Genomic DNA, 14,808 nt, shown 5'->3' with positions numbered 1-14,808 from the left:
TTGCGGAAAACACCAAAATGAATAAGTCAAATGGCATTTTGAGTAAGTCAAAGCTGATTTTACTTGCGGAAAACACCAAAATGAATAAGTCATAAGGCATTTTGAGAAAGTCAAAGTTGATTTTACTTGCGGAAAACACCAAAATGAATAAGTCAAATGGCATTTTGAGTAAGTCAAAGCTCATTTTGTTAACTAAATTCGACTTGATGCATATTTTTGCGCTGCAATAGCTAGCTTTGATCGTTGTGATGGTAGTGCGATCGCAAAGCATAACGCTTAAATACAGCTTGTATTATGTCTAAATGTGTGTATTAGATAGAAAAATTCCGGATAACTATCCCAAATAGGGTAATTATACGGAAACTTCCCGTCTAATAAATAGTTAGACTTTCAAATAGTTTATATATAAGTGTCTATATGAATAGTACGGAATACGAACTTTTCGTTCGAGATATACAGCAGATTTTGCTGAAAGCACAAGCTTTAGAAACCATCAGAGTTGATCACAATATAAAGCTTAAAGGGGTAAGTGGCCAAGAACACCAGATTGATGTTTATTGGGAGTATCGTATTGCCGGAGTCACTCACCGCGTCGCACTAGAATGCAAGTTTCATAAAACAAAAGTTGATCTAAGTGTTATTAGAGATTTTTGGGGTGTTTTAGATGACATACCTGGTTTACGCGGAGTTATTATCTCACCAGTTGACTTTACATCAGGTGCAAAAATATATGCTATTAGCAAAGGTATTGGGCTTAAAGTTTTTAGAGAAGCTAATGATGCTGACTACAAAGGACGATTAAGGGCTATTCGCATCAATGTAACTGCAAGGTTTCCTTTAAATCCTAGGTTGCAAATGAATCTTGATGAAAGCTGGCTTGCATCAAATTTAACTCCTCAACGACAAGAATTTATCCAGAGAATAAAATCCACATCAGAGATTGAAACTCAAGGAGTAATTATAGAAGATAGAGATAGCGGAGAAACAATTATACTTTCTAGGCTTTTAGATTATTTGCCAGTTCTCGAGTTAGAAAATATTTCAGGTACTCACACTTGGAAAAAGACTTTTATAAACGGTTATTGGGTTTATCAGTCAAGTCAGTTGAAGTTTAAGTTATCAAGTGTAAAAGTTGATTATGAAGTTGGAGAAGCAACTCAGCAGATTGTTATAGATGGTAGTGACATTGCCAATACTTTAGTTCAAGATGCGTTGGAGGGAACCCTTCTTTTTGTGAATGAGCAAGGTAGGATTACTGGAGATACTGAATTGGAGGGAATTCATTATTACTAATCAGTATCAACGCATCTCTTCCGTAGCTACTAAGTAGACAAAAATAGGTATAAACTAGTTAACCGTTGTTATCATATCCTTGAAACTGCTTAATACTCAGTTATAACGGCGAATCCTAAGAGTGATCAAATTGCTCTCAATATTGGATGTAGAGGTTAGGTAATGAAGAAAGACAATAAAATAAAATTTAAGGGCGACAAAGAAGGATACTGTAATATTTGTGGGAAGTATTCTCAACTCACGCGCGATCATATTCCTCCTCAAGGCTGTGTCAAACCAACACTTGTCGAGTTAAGAACACTAACACAATATATCTCGGAATCAAGTAAAAATCCAAAGGTTTCTCAAAGCGGACTTAACATACTTTCTATTTGCGGAAACTGTAATAATAATTTGCTTGGCACAGAATATGATCCAGAATTGATTGAGGTGTGCAAAAAAGTGGCTGGCGTGGTGAGGATTCAGCGAGAACTAGGACTATCTTTACCAGAAAAAATACCTCTAAGTATAAAACCTCAAAGGTTAATTAGATCTGTAATTGGTCATATTTTAGCTGGAAAGTTACCGATTACAGGAAAACTTCCTATATCAGCACTTTTCCCAGATGCTTTAAGAAACTATTTTTTGGATCAATCTAGCAATATACCAGACAAGCTTGAGATTTACTATTGGGTATATCCCTCAAATAAACAGAGCGTTATTAATTCACTTGCTATAGGATCAGGTCTCGGAGAGGGATTTATTTCTGGTAGCAGCTTGCTCAAGTTTTTTCCTTTGGCTTTTTGGGTTGTTTGGGATAAGCCAACTTCGTTTCCAATAAGTTTTACAAAAATACCTAAAGACAAGGTTAAAGACTTAGATGAAACCTGCCAAATAATGATTGACTTGCGACACGTACCACGTCTCGACTACCCGGAGGTTCCTAGTGAGGGCAGATATATTATGTACCATGAGGACTCAACCTTTTTAGCACAACCGAAAAAACCAAAAGGATTTGGCTAATATAAGTTCATGATTTTAGCTTAAAGTATAATCGCATCCCTCCTGTAATGTGCGTTGCGCTACACGATAACACACTCTATTACTGGCAATTTAATATAATTAGCAAAGTAAGCGATCGCTTAGTCTTTTGAGCAGACTGGCGAAAACTTATAGGTCACAACAGGTAAAGGCGTTTACTTTTTCAGCAAAAAGAGTACCATCATGAGTGTAGAAGTATCTAATTTTATCTGTGTCAGCAAAGGACATTTTTCACGAAGCAGTTAAGCAAGCTCTACAAAAAGAGCAATGGGTAATTACAGACGATCCACTCAAATTTAAATTTGGTAACGTCAACTTTCAGATTGATTTGGGTGCAGAAAGACTGGTTGCAGCCGAGAGAGCAGGTGAGAAAATAGCAGTCGAGATTAAAAGCTTTCTGAATCCTTCTGCAATTACAGATTTCTACGGGGCTTTAGGTCAATTCCTCAGTTATCGCTTGGCACTGAAAGCGACTGAGCCTGAGCGAGTATTATATTTGGCAGTTCCAGTAGATGCCTATCGAACTTTCTTTCAACTTGAGTTCACGCAAACAGCAGTACAAATATATCAAGTTTTGTTAGTTGTCTACGATCCAGTGAATGAGGTGATTGTGCAATGGATAAAATAGCTAAGTATCGAGAGTATATTCAGACTTTGCTTACTCGTTATGCCAGTGACGATGTTTCAGATGATGAGGTCGAGGCTCAACTCATCTTCGATACAGAGCGAGATCATTATCAGTGGATGAATGTGGGTTGGCAAGAATTCGATCGCATTTATCGATGTATCATCCATTTTGACATTAAAAACGGAAAAATATGGCTTCAGCAGAACTTAACAGATCAGAATCCTGCTGAGGAGTTAGTTAAGATGGGTGTTCTCAAAGATGACATCGTTTTGGGATTGCAGCCTCCCTATAAAAGGCAGTACACAGATTACGGCATTGCTTAAGAGTTAGCCATATATGCAGTGGTGCATTGCGCGATCGCTGATAATAATCTGGGCGATGTCAACAACAGGCTACGCCCACGTACTCTTGGGCAGAGAAAGCAAAAACACTATAGCAAAGTCTAAAAAAACAATCTAGCAAAATTATTGTCTGCCTCACTGCCAGCCCTTATTGATTTTAAAGGATTGGATACCAGCTTTCTTATGCGATCGCTGTTTAGTTATATCATGTCCGGTTAATTAGTTATAATTCCCGTAATCTATGCAGAAACCAGAAAACCCTCTTTCCCTCTGCCCCCTGCCCCTCGGTCACTGAGCGTAGCCGTTGGCGCAGCCTCTCGTAGAGAAGTGCTGCTCCCCTGCGGTCTTAATGATAAGTCTTTAATCGGACACGATATGAGAGGATTACTTTGCCTCAATCCGTGAAGCCAATTGTATTAAGGTTATCTGTAGAGCAATACAGATAGTTAATCCTATCTAGACTGGATTAAATAATTGATTATACCTAAAATAATTAAATGAGCCGGGTAAAACACATAAAACCATCTAGCTCGTGAACCTTGTTTTCCATTGAATTGAAAAACAATCAATCCTGCAATAATTGCCCAATATTGCACTATATCACTTATAAATAGAGTTACTAAAATAAAGTGAAAGAAGCACCAGTAGAGCAACCATACATTAGGCTTTAGTTTGTCTATTAGGGACATCAATAAAATTACTGCAATCCCATATACTCTATATTCAACGCCCAAGCCCTCAGCAACTACCGCACACAAGCCGATAATTATTAATTGCTGCCATAATTGCGAATAACGCTTTATTAAGCGCAACATCACAAGTCCAAGAAAAAGCGTAAACAGAATATTAAGTGCTAAACTCTGGAAAACAATACTATAAATAGGCTGAGATATTATTGCTGTAATTAATAGTCTCCTCCCATAGCGGTATACATTTTGGGTGTGTTTTTCGCCTTCAGCCAAAAGCCATGCAAAGAGGGGAAAACTGAATCGCCCAACTAAGTGCAAGATTCTTAACTCTGGGATTAGCAAATAGCACACATGATCCATAACCATGAACACTGCGGCTAAGATTTTAATGTTAAAAGCTGAAACTTTAATCACAACGTTACAGTTACCTTGGATTCTTTGATATAGAATCCTAAAAATTTTATTTAATTTTATTTATTTAATATAAGAGTTATTCAAAATACTAGCAATTTGATAACATTAACAAAAAGGGCAATGTCTACAATGGGCTGTTACCCTCCTGTGTCGCTCTAAGCATTAGCGTAGCGTCTCGTAGAGAAGCTATGCCAAACGGCTTTACGCTACGCTATCGGTGACACCCTCTTCAGCAGAAAATGCAGAAACACTATGGCAAAGCGTAAAAAAAGCAATCTCCAGTGGATAAAAGAAACGCTTGAACTCAAACCCGATCATCGTTGGGAATCTCCATCAGGTTACAAAATTTTTGTAGCAGATCGAGGCGCTGTTCGTTTCAATGTTCCCCAAAATTGGGTTTTTGAGCCACAAGAGAAATCCTTCAAGTTCATGGATAAAAAACCGCCCAACGATGATTGCTGTCTAGAAGTATCTTTTAATCGCCTCCCACCCAATGACTGGAGCCAGTTTCCGCTAAAATCCACCTTGAAGAAAGTCCTGGAAGACGACAGCCGCAACATCATTGAGAGGGGAGAAATTATTACCGTCAAGCGTCAAACTGCCAGAATTGTCTGGACAGAGATGAAGTTCATTGACACTCAAGAAGAACCACGGGAAGCTTTTTCGCGGACTTGCATTGGTTTGGGGTCGAATGTTCAATGCTTGATTACATTCGATTATTGGGCAGATCAAGCAGAGCAACTAATACCCGTTTGGGATGAAGCAATGCGTAGTCTCACGCTAGGGTTGTATATTCGCGATCCCATGACTGGTCTAGCTTTCCCAGACTGAAGCCCAAGAATAATTGCTCAAATGAATGGACAAAATGTGGTTTGCACGGCAAATCAAGTCAATGGGTGCTGTAAAAGGTTGATATTGACCCTCAAACCCAATGAAGATGGTGTGCAAGCGCTAAATAATCTCCTGGCTTGGCGGGGCAACTTTTAAGTATAAATTAATAGAATACTTTACGTTGATTTGAGAGAACATCTAGGAATTCCTAAAGAATAAATTACAGCGTTTTTCCTGTGCTAGATTTGAACCGGGATAGTAATAAAGTTACAAAGCTATAGTTTAGGTTCCATAAGCCTAACTGGTGCGCCAACCTCTGGTATGAGCGTATACCGCCGAGTACTTTAAACTATATTGCTTGATTAGCTCAGTTGGCAGAGCGATCGACTCATAATCGATGCGTCACAGGTTCGACTCCTGTATCAAACCCCAGGAAGTTAGCTCACTGGTAGAGCAATCGACTCATAATCGATGTGTTGTAGGTTCGATTCCTATACTTTCACCCAGAACCCTGTCCGGGTTAAAAGACAATACCCTTCCAAGGTAGCCAATATGGTACGGATCTTAACAGATTCGAGACCCCTCATTTTCTCAACTCTGCGGTGCAAGTGTTCTGCTGTCGGTCATTACTCATAAGGGTAATGTTCGGTAGCTACAGTCAAGGAGTAAGCGCAACTGCATTTCTCCCTAACTTGAGTATGTCCCTTCGTTTTCTACATCTAGTTTTCTTTTAGGATTCTAGATTGGCAAATTGAACGGTATATTTGAGCGCGGTTCTTTTTCTAGATTGCCATTGAGCAGTTTGGGAAAAGTAACAGCAATCTTAATCCAGCTTTGGAGAAGCTTTTGCCCACACCTAAACTGTAAACACTTGTACTTGCAGAGTAAAAAAATCTTTTGTATTATGTACAGCAAAAATCTAACCACTAACCCATTAGCGGCTGAAAGTAATCTAGAAAAGTTGCAAACTGATAATTTAGCACTTTTGCGATCGCATGGTTTAGCTGAATATAATACTGCCGAAGAAATAGCCTTGGCAATGGAAATAAGCTTAGAAAAACTGCGCTTTTTAACAACTAGTACATCCCGAACTACACATTACCTCCCTTTCAAAATTTCAAAAAAGGTAGGTGGAGATAGAATTATTTATGCACCAAAGCCCGATCTGAAAGCTGCTCAAAGGTGGATTCTAGATAATATTTTAGAAAAATTAGAAATTCACAATGCAGCGCACGGCTTTTGTAAAAATCGTTCGATAGTCACCAATGCTAAACCCCATGTTGGTGCAAATGTAATAGTCAATATTGATTTACAGAATTTTTTTCAGTCAATTTCTTACAAACGTGTCAAAGAATTATTTTCTGGGTTTGGTTATTCAGAATCTACAGCGACAATTTTCGGGTTGATTTGTACGACTGCTGAAATAGTAATAAATGGACAAATTAACAATACAGCTTCAGAAAACCGCCATTTACCTCAAGGTTCGCCTGCAAGTCCTGCTATTTCTAATTTAGTTTGCCGTAATCTCGATAGTCGTCTGGCTACAATCTCTGAAAATCTTGGGTTTTGCTATACGCGATACGCTGACGATTTAACATTTTCTGCTTCTGGGAATGCATCGCCTAAAACATCTGATTTGATTAAAAACATTAAATCTATTATTACTAGTGAAAGTTTTACTGTTAATGATAATAAAACCAAGATTTCCGGTAAATCAGTGCAGCAAGAAGTAACAGGTGTAATTGTAAATAAGCAATTAAATATATCTAAAAAGACATTAAAAGCTTTTCGCGCAACTCTATATCAAATAGAACAAGAAGGTTTATCAGGAAAAACTTGGGGAAAATCAACTAATTTAATTGCCGCAATTACCGGGTTTGCAAATTATGTAGCAATGATTAACCCGACCAAAGGCGCAGAATTTAAATCAAGTGTAGAACGCATCAAGCAGAAATATGGTGACTCTCAAACTGATGAAGTACGTTTTTAAAGCTGCTTATTTTGCTAGAAAAGGTTTATTTAGGCGTACCTGAGCAAAGAAAAGCCAGAGCGGATATAATTAGCCTTTTTACTTTTTTCCTGTGCTAAATTTGAACCGGGATAGTAACAAAGTCACAAAGCTGTAGTTTGGGTTCTGTATACCCGACTGGTACGCTAACCTCTGGTAATAGCGTATACCGCTTAGTACTTTAACTATTTCACCATGAAAGTTAGCTCATTTGGTAGAGCGATCGGTGTATCGCCGATTATTTGTAGGTTCGATTCCTATACTTTCGGGCAAAAACCCTCGCCCTGGGTACGGGCACCTTGTTAGGGACAAGGCCGCAGAATTATTGGGTATTGAAAAAGACCCAATCAAAAAAACTTCTCGTTTTTCCTTTTGTTTTTTCTACTCTGTCATGCAGGTATTTATAACAGTCAAGGAGCTAGCGCAACTGTATCTCTCCCTAACTTGAGTATGTTCCTTCCTTTTCCTACATCTGGTTTTCCTTTGGGGATTCTGGATTGGCAAAACGAACGGCATATTTGAGCGCGGTTCTCTTTTTTTAGATTGCCATTGAGCAATTTGGGAAAAGTAACAGCAATCTTAATCCAGCTTTGGAGAAGCTTTTGCCCGCACCGGAACTGTAAAAACCTGCACTGGCAGAGTAAACATTTTTTTTGTAGTATAGAGTAGTACAAGCTGCTAAAACTAATCTTTTAGCCTTTGTTTAAAGGGTTGTAAAGCCTAAATAACCTCCTGATAAATTCTGTATACTCCAGTAGTTAAGCCGTGAGACATCGGTGGTATTTGAGTTCAAGCAAGGTTATAAATGTGTTGTTCTAATCTTCTTAGCTAGTTGCGATGGCTACGCCCGCCGCAGGCATCGTCTAGTTTACTTCAGCTATCACACAAATTATTTATGCAAATCACTATGTGGGAAACATTTTATATTAAACCTAACGAAATCGGCATCTTATATCACCGCAGTGACTTTAAGAAAATTTTGCAACCCGGTACACATACATATTTTGGTCGGCATTGGCAAGTAAAAATTTATGACCTCAATCAGCCACTAGCTCAAATTGAAAACCTAGAACTGTTGTTGCGAAATCACGAAGCCGAACTACAAGAACACTTATTGATTATCAGAACCGCATTCAATCAAGTTGCATTAGTCCGCTACGGTCAGAATTGGGTAAGTGTTGCACCAAATAAATTGATTGCTTTTTGGCGTGGTTTTATTGAAGTAGAGTCTTATCTCTTCAATTTGGAAGAAAGCTTAGAATTACCTAGTTCTTTTGTGCAGCAATTGCGCTCAGTTACCTTGAATGGAGTGAAGAAGTTCCAAATCTCAGAGTCGGAGATTGGTCTACTATATCTGCAAAATAATTTTGTGCGACCTCTAGAACCAGGAGAGTATGCTTTTTGGTCGGTAGATAGAGATGTTACTGTCAGGACTCTCAGCCGAATTATCCCTAACCCAGACTTTCCCCTCGAAGATGTACTCATTGAAAAACATCCCGACTTTATAACTGCTTACTGTGAAGTCGTGCAATTACAGACTTCGCAAGTTGCAATTGTGCGATATAGAGGGAAAGTGATTTCTATTTTGCCACCCACCAGCCGCAAGCTATTTTGGCAGGGTGTTACAGTGGAAATTATCGATATTAGCGTTGATGCTCAGTTACAGCCTAACTTAGTGGCTGAGTTGGTTGAAGGTTCAACAGAAGTGAAATTGCTTAGTCGTAACTGTTTGCATATTTGCCAAGTTCCCGCGCAGCACGTTGGATTAGTATACATTAATCAAGAGTTTCAAGGACTGCGATCGCCAGGAGTACACGCTTGGTGGTTATTTGGCCGCTCTTTTCAAACCGAAACGATTGACTTGCGACTCCAAAATATGGAAGTATCCGGTCAAGACATCCTCTCTAAAGATAAAGTACCTCTGCGGTTGAATTTGACGGCTGGCTTCCGCATACTCGACCCATTGAGGGCAAAAAACGGGTTATCAGATATTTCTGGTTATTTGTACAAAGAATTACAGTTTGCTTTGCGTGGTGCAGTCGGCGAACGCAACTTAGATGCTTTATTAGAGGATAAAGGTGCAATAGATAGAAGCATCTCTGAATATATTCGTCAAAAAGCCGCAGACTATGGAATTGAAGTAGATTCTGTCGGTGTCAAAGATATTATTTTACCTGGTGAAATTAAGACTATCTTAAGCAAGGTAGTCGAGGCAGAAAAAGCCGCTCAAGCAAACGTAGTCAGACGTAGAGAAGAAACTGCTGCAACTCGCAGTATGTTAAACACTGCCAAAGTGATGGAGGATAACCCGGTTGCGTTGCGTTTAAAGGAACTCGAAGTGTTAGAGCGGATTGCAGAAAAGATCGATCGCATTCAAGTTAACGGCAGCTTGGATAGTATCTTAACAGATTTGATTCGGATGAATCCGCAATGATTTAGTGATTAAAAATTAAGAGTTGGGTTAGGTCGCATATTAATAAATTTAATTATAAAAAATGTTTGCGATCGCACCTAATCTAACCTGTAAAAATTGCTTGTCTCCGGTTAGCTGAAACTTGCGAAAATTTTAGCATATCGCTAGAACGTATTACTTCGGAAGCATTTCACACAAAAATCTTAGACAACTCTACAACATAAGTAAATTGGATAATGTCGGCGCTAATGTCTGACTTAGTTTCATACGCTATCGTTACGCCTGATGGAAAGTGGCACGATCGTGAAGGAAAATCCAATGAAGAATGGCTAGAAAAGTTCCGAAGTCTTTTACGCCAATATCAAGACAATATAGTGGTTGCGATTGATTGTCATTGTTGATTAAAGGGATTTTGGCAAAGTACCCGGATTGTTAATAGAAGATTGGACGATTTAATGCGATGGCATCCCCCATCCCATGTTCGCATAGCTGTCGTACAATCTATCCATGTATGACGATACCTGTCGATTTCTTGCCGAAAACTTCTCAGCCGACTTTGCCAGTTGGTTGCTGGGAGAGTCGATAACACTGACGGAGCTAAAACCCTCCGAACTCTCCCTCGAACCCATTCGAGCAGATGCTCTTATTCTGCTTCAGTCCGATGATTCTGTCTTGCACTTAGAGTTTCAAACTCACGAAATTCCAGACCCAATAACTCAAGCCAATTTGACTGCTGCCTCAGCGATTTTAGCTGGGATAAGATTAGAGGAAGAGATTATTTATCGTCTATTGCGGAGGGACATTATGCAGGAATCTGTGATTTATCGTTCTATCCAAGAAGAGGCAGAAACTAAGGCAAAGGCGAGTATGCAACGAGAGATCGCTGTCAATCTTTTACATGCAGGTGTGGCAATTAACATTATTGCTTCTACAACAGGACTAGCCATTGAGGACGTACAACAACTTCAGCAGCAGATTACTGAACCTCCACAAGCTTAAGCTAATAATTGAAATATTAGAGGCGATCGCACTATCTCGTAAATTAGTTTTATTAACACGCAATCATCAGAATTTGGGCAAATTACCTGGATTGTTAATAGAGGATTGGACGGTTTAATGCGAGATCGCCTAGTTTATTGTCGAGTCAGGGCGTAGGCGAAGCCCGTCGCAGACATAGCAACAACAGTCTACTTCTTGTGCATTTCAGAAATAATCTTTAAAGGCGATTGCTACAACGGTCTACTTCTTGTGCATATCGCACATCATTCCTAAATATACAGTGACTTTTTGTAAAGTTTAGGCGAATCATATATCTAACCTTAAAATTTAGAACTATACTAACTTGACTAGTTAATTCTCTAGGAAAATTCATCTGTGATCAGCCTAGCAAGTGTTTCCAATACCATGTCCGAAGTGGAAAGTGATGGTTTAGGTGAAATTGAGATCCTTGATAGGCAACTGCATCAGTGCTTCCAAAGTAAATTTTTAGTTCATCCTTCATTGACACGACTTATAGTTAGTTTTCAATCTAACAAAACTAGACCTATCTATCGGTGGTATAAATATAAAGAAGCTTTTTCTGCATCTCTTATAGAATATCTATTGCAACGATATAAAATTACTAAAGGTAAGGTTTTAGATCCATTTGCAGGCAGTGGAACAGCGCTATTTGCTGCTAGTGAAGCTGGAATTGATACTGATGGTATTGAATTATTGCCCATTGGTCAACAAATAATTAATGCCAAAAATATTTTAGATTCTGAGTTCACGTCTGAAGATTTTGATAGGATCAACTATTGGTCAAAGTTACACGTTTGGAAGCAGTGTGAGCAGAAACAAGACTTACCAGAATTGAGAATCACAAAAGGAGCTTATGCTGAACTAACTATAAATGCAGTTGAGCAGTATCTTGCAGCTTGCAAACGAGAAAATCATAGAGTCCAAGCAGTTTTAAAGTTTGCCTTACTGTGCATTTTAGAATCCATAAGTTATACACGTAAAGATGGACAGTATCTGCGTTGGGATTATCGTTCCGGTCGTGGACAGAGCAAGAAACCTTTCAACAAAGGCGAAATTCTAGAGTTCGATAATGCGATCGCCAATAAAATAAGTGAAATTATTGATGATTTACTGCCTTCTACACGACAAATTGAGCTTTTCCCAATTAAAAATTCTCAAGGTCAAATTCACCTTTATGAAGGATCTTGTCTTGAGATTATGCCGCACCTAGCCAATTCCGTATATGATGCAATTATTACATCCCCACCTTATTGCAATCGATACGACTATACTCGCACTTATGCACTAGAACTAGCTCTACTTGGTATTTCTGAAAAGGAATTAATTAAACTTCGTCAAGAAATGCTAAGTTGTACAGTTGAAAATCGCCCCAAAGATTTATTGACTATCAACTCAGACTGGGAAAGAGCTTTAACTATTGCTGATTCACAGAATTTGTTGCAGGCTATCTTGAAATATCTAGATAACCAAAAAGCAAAGGGTGCGTTGAATAATAATGGTATACCAAGAATGATTAGAGGATATTTTTATGAGATGGCGTGTGTAATACAAGAATGTTTTCGTGTTCTTAAACCAGGGGCACTTTTATTCATGGTTAACGACAATGTTCGCTATGCAGGTGCAAGCATTTCAGTAGATATGATTCTCTCTGATTTCGCCCAACAGCTAGGTTTTGTTATTGAAAATATCCTTGTTTTGCCAAGTGATAAAGGTAATAGTAGCCAGCAAATGGGAAATCATGGACGCGATCCATTGCGGAAGTGCGTTTATGTGTGGAAAAAGCCATAACTCGAATTCCTATGTGTTCCTATCAAACTCATCTTCAATCCATTGATGATCTTATAACAACTTATGAGGCAATTCGTGCAGGTTTTGTAGCTCTTGCACTAGAGAAAAATCGACGTGCTACGCCATTTGTTGCAGAAGCAAGGGCACTTAAAGAAGCTGCTGCTCAAGCTGAGAGTCCTATTGAATTACTAAAGATTAAGGGCATTGAGATGGGATTGTTAACTGCGGCAGGCTTATCTGATAAATCTTTAGCACACCTGATGTCAGAGGATAAGGTAGAAGCTGTAAATGGTCTGATCAAAAATTTCCTTGAACCAGCAGGTGCAAACTTTCCAGAGGAATTGGTTTTTAGATTTTTGCTAACTCGTGGTGACACACTTGGTGGTTCAATGCGAAATGTTGGAGGCGTGTTGGCACAAAGAAAGCTGACTCGTGCAATTCTCTCTACTCTGACGATCGCAGGTACAAAATACCACTGGCAACACTCAAAAAGTAAAAAGTGGATAGCCATGACAAATAATGACTCAGAAATTGAGTTATCTTTACGAGGAATAAGCTGGGAAAGCGAGATTGGTAATCGCACACTAATTTATAACCTGACTGTCCCGCTAGTTAGAAGTAATGTGGATCTATGTTTGTTTAACTTAGCCCCAGCAGAGTTAGCAGCCAACAAATCTAGCACCATTGAACCATCTGTAGTTGCACCATACGTTATCGCCCTTGGTGAACTTAAAGGGGGTATAGATCCCGCAGGTGCAGATGAGCATTGGAAAACTGCACAAGCAGCACTAAATCGTATACGTAATGCATTTTCCAGGGTAGGGCATTCACCTCTGACTTTCTTCGTAGGATCGGCGATCGCTAGAAGAATGGCAGGCGAAATCTGGAATCAATTGGAAAACGGCACTCTCAGTAACGCTGCTAATTTAAATCGAGAGAACCAAGTTGCATCTATTTCTCGTTGGTTGTGCAGTCTATAAACGTGTACTTAAGTGTATTGATTGTGTTTTCAATCATGCGATCGCACCATTTAATCTAAAAAATCGTCATTAAAAATAGTCTTTCATTTTACAGTTTTTATTTGAGCAAAATGCAATAAAAATCTAAGAGCTAGACTCCATAAGAGTTATACTATGTAAAGCATCAAAATAGATTGTTACTATATAAGCCTGCAACTGGCATTTAGGCTAGAAATAGGTTCTTTTTTCTCCCGCCGCTAGAAAACCTTGCATTATATGATGTTGAGGAGCGATCGCTAGGTTCGGAGTAATCCCAAGAGTGCATTTGACGGAAAGGAAGACCCATCTTTTGGAAGACATACTTCTCTTTCACACCAGAAGCTACCAAATCAGGCTTCAGCGCTTTGATAAATTCCTCGAATTCGTAAGCGGTAACGTCGTCATAAACGATGGTGCCGTTTTCGATGTAGTGAGTGGTACGTTTGTAGTCGTCATTATGAGCGAACTCATAACCTGTACCAATCATCTTCATGCCCAAGTCTAGGAAAGCTGGGACAACGTGGCGAGGACGTAAACCACCAACCATGATGGCTACAGTCTTACCATCCAAGCGGGGGCGGTACTTAGCAATTACCGCATCCATTGTGGGCTGATACTTGGCGATAACTTTCTCAGCGTTTGCTTGGATTGTTTCGTCAAACTTGGAAGCGATTTCCCGTAAAGATTCAGCAATCTTGGTGGGGCCGAAGAAGTTGTATTCCAACCAGGGTATACGGTAGATTAAAGCCTATAACCCTTATATATCAATGCTTCTGCAAGTCTGCGTTTCGTGTGGCTTGTTTTTGTCTTAAAGCTTGCGATTTAAACATCCAAAACTCTAGTGAAATGGTAATTTGATTTGCAAATTGTGGCTTAAGAGGTGTGAAGTTTTAGCTGTATACCCAACAGAATTAGGAATCGAGACTTAACCCTCGACTGGAGATGCAACAGTGGTGCATAAGTCAAAATTCGCAGCCGGATAACACATGTTGTCCAGCAAATTTTTGCAACAACTTGCAGATTTTTTGTCAAACTTTATACACTAGGCTAAAACGCGAGTGTATTTGGCATGGAAGTACTGGGAAGGCAGATTAGCGAAAATGGAGTGCTACATCTAATGGACGGCGAAAAAGCTGATCAGGAAACTGGGTTGACTCTGTGCGGTCGCCAAAATCACACAACTAACGCTCTACCGTTGCAAAAATTTGATGGTGGCAAGAACTGCTGTACAGTCTGCGTCAGGATGCAACGCGGTAATGAGTTGCTGCGCTCTCGACTAAATGCAGCATGAATGCGTGGCAAGTGGGGTCTAGTTAGACTGCCTTTAAAATCCTTAGAATTCTCTGGCGAAACCTATTAGGTTTT

14 protein-coding genes, 3 tRNA genes and 2 pseudogenes are annotated in these 14,808 nt (G+C 39.3%); 16 read left to right on the top strand and 3 right to left on the bottom strand.

Annotated elements, in window-relative coordinates:
• Positions 1-184: pseudogene (locus RMZ42_RS28440) on the bottom strand (hypothetical protein); the annotation flags it as partial.
• Positions 185-417: 233 nt separating this feature from the next.
• Here RMZ42_RS28440 and RMZ42_RS28435 point away from each other — a divergent pair.
• The 4 genes from RMZ42_RS28435 to RMZ42_RS28420 all read left to right on the top strand — a co-directional run bounded on the left by RMZ42_RS28435 (position 418) and on the right by RMZ42_RS28420 (position 3,264).
• Positions 418-1,293 carry a restriction endonuclease gene (locus RMZ42_RS28435; RefSeq protein WP_322674559.1) on the top strand — a complete coding sequence of 292 codons (876 nt, stop codon included), beginning with the start codon at positions 418-420 and terminating at the stop codon, positions 1,291-1,293.
• 162 nt (positions 1,294-1,455) lie between these two features.
• Positions 1,456-2,295, top strand: a complete 840-nt coding sequence (locus RMZ42_RS28430; protein WP_322674558.1) for a hypothetical protein — start codon at positions 1,456-1,458, stop codon at positions 2,293-2,295.
• 229 nt (positions 2,296-2,524) lie between these two features.
• A complete protein-coding gene (locus RMZ42_RS28425) occupies positions 2,525-2,941 on the top strand; it encodes a XisH family protein (protein ID WP_322674557.1) in 417 nt (138 codons plus the stop codon).
• Positions 2,929-3,264 (top strand): XisI protein, encoded by a 336-nt coding sequence (locus RMZ42_RS28420; RefSeq protein ID WP_322674556.1) that lies wholly within the window; start codon positions 2,929-2,931, stop codon positions 3,262-3,264. Before RMZ42_RS28425 ends, RMZ42_RS28420 begins: the two co-directional genes overlap by 13 nt.
• Positions 3,265-3,734: 470 nt before the next feature.
• Here the strand turns inward: RMZ42_RS28420 and RMZ42_RS28415 are convergent, their stop codons facing one another.
• Positions 3,735-4,385 (bottom strand): TraX family protein, encoded by a 651-nt coding sequence (locus RMZ42_RS28415; protein WP_322674555.1) that lies wholly within the window; start codon positions 4,383-4,385, stop codon positions 3,735-3,737.
• Positions 4,386-4,637: 252 nt separating this feature from the next.
• Here RMZ42_RS28415 and RMZ42_RS28410 point away from each other — a divergent pair, with 252 nt between their 5' ends.
• The 11 genes from RMZ42_RS28410 to RMZ42_RS28360 all read left to right on the top strand — a co-directional run bounded on the left by RMZ42_RS28410 (position 4,638) and on the right by RMZ42_RS28360 (position 13,425).
• The gene (locus RMZ42_RS28410; RefSeq protein ID WP_322674554.1) at positions 4,638-5,216 is read left to right on the top strand and encodes a hypothetical protein; all 579 of its coding nucleotides are present in this window, start codon (positions 4,638-4,640) and stop codon (positions 5,214-5,216) included.
• 21 nt (positions 5,217-5,237) lie between these two features.
• A complete protein-coding gene (locus tag RMZ42_RS28405; protein WP_322674553.1) occupies positions 5,238-5,372 on the top strand; it encodes a COP23 domain-containing protein in 135 nt (44 codons plus the stop codon).
• A 200-nt stretch (positions 5,373-5,572) separates the two neighbouring features.
• Positions 5,573-5,648: transfer RNA gene (locus RMZ42_RS28400), tRNA-Met, on the top strand.
• Positions 5,648-5,722, top strand: a tRNA-Met gene (locus tag RMZ42_RS28395). Before RMZ42_RS28400 ends, RMZ42_RS28395 begins: the two co-directional genes overlap by 1 nt.
• Positions 5,723-6,120: 398 nt before the next feature.
• A complete protein-coding gene (locus RMZ42_RS28390; RefSeq protein ID WP_322674552.1) occupies positions 6,121-7,206 on the top strand; it encodes a reverse transcriptase family protein in 1,086 nt (361 codons plus the stop codon).
• A gap of 214 nt (positions 7,207-7,420) precedes the next feature.
• Positions 7,421-7,493: transfer RNA gene (locus RMZ42_RS28385), tRNA-Ile, on the top strand.
• 638 nt (positions 7,494-8,131) lie between these two features.
• Positions 8,132-9,658, top strand: a complete 1,527-nt coding sequence (locus RMZ42_RS28380) for a slipin family protein (RefSeq protein WP_322674585.1) — start codon at positions 8,132-8,134, stop codon at positions 9,656-9,658.
• A 227-nt stretch (positions 9,659-9,885) separates the two neighbouring features.
• Positions 9,886-10,038, top strand: coding sequence for a hypothetical protein (locus RMZ42_RS28375; protein WP_322674551.1), 153 nt, complete (start codon positions 9,886-9,888; stop codon positions 10,036-10,038).
• 106 nt (positions 10,039-10,144) lie between these two features.
• Complete coding sequence (locus RMZ42_RS28370) at positions 10,145-10,636, top strand: hypothetical protein (protein ID WP_322674550.1); 492 nt, start codon at positions 10,145-10,147, stop codon at positions 10,634-10,636.
• Between the two features lie 375 nt (positions 10,637-11,011).
• A complete protein-coding gene (locus tag RMZ42_RS28365; RefSeq protein ID WP_322674549.1) occupies positions 11,012-12,445 on the top strand; it encodes a site-specific DNA-methyltransferase in 1,434 nt (477 codons plus the stop codon).
• A gap of 11 nt (positions 12,446-12,456) precedes the next feature.
• Positions 12,457-13,425, top strand: coding sequence for a type II restriction endonuclease (locus RMZ42_RS28360; protein ID WP_322674584.1), 969 nt, complete (start codon positions 12,457-12,459; stop codon positions 13,423-13,425).
• 202 nt (positions 13,426-13,627) lie between these two features.
• Here RMZ42_RS28360 and RMZ42_RS28355 read toward each other — a convergent pair.
• Positions 13,628-14,182: pseudogene (locus tag RMZ42_RS28355) on the bottom strand (nitrogenase component 1); the annotation flags it as partial.
• Positions 14,183-14,512: 330 nt separating this feature from the next.
• Between RMZ42_RS28355 and RMZ42_RS28350 the strand changes: the two are divergent.
• Positions 14,513-14,734 carry a hypothetical protein gene (locus tag RMZ42_RS28350; RefSeq protein WP_322674548.1) on the top strand — a complete coding sequence of 74 codons (222 nt, stop codon included), beginning with the start codon at positions 14,513-14,515 and terminating at the stop codon, positions 14,732-14,734.
• Positions 14,735-14,808: the final 74 nt, after the last annotated feature.

This window comes from Nostoc sp. DedQUE05, assembly GCF_034530955.1.
Taxonomy (GTDB): domain Bacteria; phylum Cyanobacteriota; class Cyanobacteriia; order Cyanobacteriales; family Nostocaceae; genus Nostoc.
Note: the sequence above shows the minus strand (reverse complement) of the source record. Positions and strands in the feature narration are given on the sequence as shown.

Excerpts from the sequence above, each read along its gene's own strand:
- RMZ42_RS28420 (WP_322674556.1), top strand. The coding sequence starts at position 2,929 with ATGGATAAAATAGCTAAGTATCGAGAGTATATTCAGACTTTGCTTACT.
- RMZ42_RS28430 (WP_322674558.1), top strand. The coding sequence starts at position 1,456 with ATGAAGAAAGACAATAAAATAAAATTTAAGGGCGACAAAGAAGGATAC.
- RMZ42_RS28405 (WP_322674553.1), top strand. The coding sequence starts at position 5,238 with ATGAATGGACAAAATGTGGTTTGCACGGCAAATCAAGTCAATGGGTGC.
- RMZ42_RS28380 (WP_322674585.1), top strand. The coding sequence starts at position 8,132 with ATGTGGGAAACATTTTATATTAAACCTAACGAAATCGGCATCTTATAT.
- RMZ42_RS28350 (WP_322674548.1), top strand. The coding sequence starts at position 14,513 with ATGGAAGTACTGGGAAGGCAGATTAGCGAAAATGGAGTGCTACATCTA.
- RMZ42_RS28360 (WP_322674584.1), top strand. The coding sequence starts at position 12,457 with ATGTGTTCCTATCAAACTCATCTTCAATCCATTGATGATCTTATAACA.
- RMZ42_RS28370 (WP_322674550.1), top strand. The coding sequence starts at position 10,145 with ATGTATGACGATACCTGTCGATTTCTTGCCGAAAACTTCTCAGCCGAC.
- RMZ42_RS28410 (WP_322674554.1), top strand. The coding sequence starts at position 4,638 with ATGGCAAAGCGTAAAAAAAGCAATCTCCAGTGGATAAAAGAAACGCTT.
- RMZ42_RS28435 (WP_322674559.1), top strand. The coding sequence starts at position 418 with ATGAATAGTACGGAATACGAACTTTTCGTTCGAGATATACAGCAGATT.
- RMZ42_RS28375 (WP_322674551.1), top strand. The coding sequence starts at position 9,886 with ATGTCTGACTTAGTTTCATACGCTATCGTTACGCCTGATGGAAAGTGG.
- RMZ42_RS28390 (WP_322674552.1), top strand. The coding sequence starts at position 6,121 with ATGTACAGCAAAAATCTAACCACTAACCCATTAGCGGCTGAAAGTAAT.